The organism is Bradyrhizobium sp. P2_E8 (genome assembly GCF_056403875.1).
Genome location: NZ_JBFUES010000933.1, coordinates 1 through 2,922, shown reverse-complemented (window position 1 = coordinate 2,922; position 2,922 = coordinate 1). Strand labels below are relative to the sequence as shown.

Genomic DNA, 2,922 nt, shown 5'->3' with positions numbered 1-2,922 from the left:
GAGCGTGGCGCGGCTCGCTGAGGCCGTCGGCCAGGACAAGGGACAGATCAGCCGCGCGCTCGCGAACCTCGTGTCGCGCAAGCTGATCGCGAAGTCGGCAAATCCGAAGGATAGCCGCGAAGTGCTGGTCTCGCTGACCGCAACCGGCCTTGCCGCGCATGATGCGATCGTCGAAGGCGCGCAGGAGCGCAACCGGCGCCTGCTGGAACAGCTGAGCGAAGCCGAGTTCGATGCGCTGCTGCGGCAGATCGATCAGCTCAGCGCGGTTGCCGCCGAGATGCTCGAGGCCGAAAAGAATTCGCGCTGATGTCTCGGCAATCCCTGGAAATAATGGATCGCTTCTAAGAGTCTCTCTAAGAAGCTTTCAATTAGGGAAATCGCGCGCCCTCTCATAAGCGTCACCTTTAAGCGCATGCCGTGCTGGGAGACCACGGCATGACGCATCGAACATGCAGCTTTGGGGTGGCGCGTTGAACAGTCTTGGAATGCTGCGGTCGGCCGTGTTGGCGACCGCATCCGCTTGGGTCTTGGTGCCGCCGGCATCGCTCGCACAATCGTCTACGCAGGGTGGCGCACAGAGCTTGCCGTCGGTGACCGTCACGGCGCCGGAGGCGCGCCGCCGCGCACCCGCTTCGGTCGTGCACAGCGCACCGCGGCGGTCGGTGGAGGCCGCCAATCGCAACAAGCCGCAACCGCAGCGCAATGTCGGCTTCGTCGAGACGCCGCGCGGGCCGGTGAATGGCTACGTTGCCGGTCGCAGCTCGTCGGGCACGAAAACCAATACGCCGATCATGGAGACGCCGCAGGCGGTCTCGGTGATCGGCGCGGAACAGATCCGCGACCAGAAGCCGAACAAGCTCGACGAGGTGCTGCGCTACACCGCCGGCGTGCGGGCAGGGACCTTCGGCGCGGATACGCGCAACGACTGGTGGCTGATCCGCGGCTTCAAGTCCGACGACGTCGGGCTGTTCCTCGACGGCATGCAGCTGTTCTACACGTCCTATGCGAGCTGGAAGCTCCAGACGCCCAACATGGAGCGTGTCGAGGTGCTGCGCGGCCCGTCGGCGGTGCTCTATGGCGGATCGAGCCCGAGTGGCATCGTCAACGTCATCAGCAAGATGCCGCCGGCCGAGCCGATCCGCTACGTCGAGACGGGTGTCAACAATTTCGGCAACGCCTATGTCGGCTTCGACGTCGGCGGGCCGGTCGCGACGCAGAGCGGGAACGGCAAGCTGTTCTACCGCGTCGTCGGCCAGGTCCAGAACGGCCCGACCCAGGTCAACTTCACGCCGGACAACAACTACTTCATCGCGCCGTCGGTCACCTGGAAGCCGGATGCCGACACCACCTTCACGGTGCTGGCCTCGGCCTCGAAGCAGGACACGCGTGGCATCAACTTCCTGCCCTACCAGGGCACGGTGACCAATTCGCCCTTCGGCAAGATCCCGACCAGCTTCTTTGCCGGCGATCCGAATGTCGACAAGTTCACGCGCGAGCAGGAGATGCTCGGCTACCAGTTCGAGCGCAATCTCAACGACGATCTGACGTTCCGGCAGAATGCGCGCTTCGCCCATGTCGACGTGACCTATCGCGGTTACGTCGGCAATGGTTGGGCCGACGTCAACACGGCCACTCTCAACCGCTACAATTGGTATGCGAAGAACACCGCCAACCAGGCCGATCTCGACAACCAGCTGGAGTATCGCTTCGACGCCGGCCCGTTGAAACACACGATGCTGTTCGGCGTCGACTTGAAGGGCTATCAGATCGACGATTACCAGCTCTTCGGGGGCGGCGTGCCCTCGATCAGCGTCTTCAATCCCACCTACGGATTGAGCGACATTCCGTTCGCGGGCGATCCGTTCCGAAACTTCCGGATCACGCAGAAGCAGGCCGGTACCTATCTCCAGGACCAGATGAAGCTCGGCAATTTCACGCTGGTGCTGAGCGGCCGCAATGATTGGGTCGAGACCACTCAGGACAAGCGCTTTACGGGCGCCATGGTTGCCAGCCGCGACGACAGCAGGTTCAGCGGACGCGCGGGCCTGATCTACAATTTCGACAACGGCATCGCGCCCTACGTCTCCTATTCGACGAGCTACAACCCGGTCATTGGCTTGAATGCCAGCAACCAGTTGCTCTTGCCGGAAACCGGCAAGCAGGCCGAAGTCGGCTTGAAAGTGCAGCCCAAGGGCTTCGATGGCTATTTCACGGTTTCGGCTTTCGACCTGAAGCGCCAGAACGCGCTAACGACCGATCCGTCGAATTCATTGCTGCAGAACCAGACCGGCGAGGTGACCTCGCGCGGCATCGAGCTTGAAGCGGTGGCCAATGTTACGAAGGAGCTGAAGCTGATTGGCGCCTTCACCAGCTATCACATCTTCACCAGCAGGGATCTCGATCCGACGCTGGTCGGCAAGACGCCGACCAACACGCCTTCACTCCTGGCGTCAGGCTGGGCCGACTACACCTTCAAGGAAGGACCGCTGACGGGGTTCGGCTTCGGCGGCGGGGTCCGCTACGTCGGCTCGTCCTGGGCCGACACCGCCAATACGCTCGAAGTTCCCGCGGTGGTTCTCGGCGACCTCGCGCTCCACTACGAATGGCAGAACTGGCGCACGGCACTCAACGTGATCAATCTGACCGACAAGATCTATGTCGCAAGTTGCGCCTCGGCCTCGTCCTGCTTCTACGGCGACCGCCGGCGCATCACCGCCAGCGTCTCCTACAAATGGTGAGGCAAACGACGAGGACAGGCCAACGTGAAGCTGCGCCTGTCGGGCCTCGGACCGGCCTGATCTTGGCCCTCTGTCTGCTTCGCTGACTGATACCGCTGATCTTCCACCGGGAGGTCGATGAGCTGCCGGGCGATGCCCCCCGGCCCGGAGCTCATGCGAGCGCGGCGCGTGCGACGCCCCGGCA

Annotated in this window: 2 protein-coding genes; both read left to right on the top strand. The window is 63.1% G+C overall.

Features of this window, described 5'->3' with window-relative positions; translation table 11 throughout:
- Window positions 1-307 (top strand): MarR family winged helix-turn-helix transcriptional regulator (locus tag AC1D00_RS34535; RefSeq protein ID WP_477013763.1); only part of this gene is annotated, 307 nt, incomplete at its 5' end.
- A 178-nt stretch (window positions 308-485) separates the two neighbouring features.
- Entirely contained in the window at window positions 486-2,738 is a 2,253-nt protein-coding gene (locus AC1D00_RS34530) for a TonB-dependent siderophore receptor (RefSeq protein WP_477013762.1), read from the top strand.
- Window positions 2,739-2,922 lie beyond the last annotated feature (184 nt).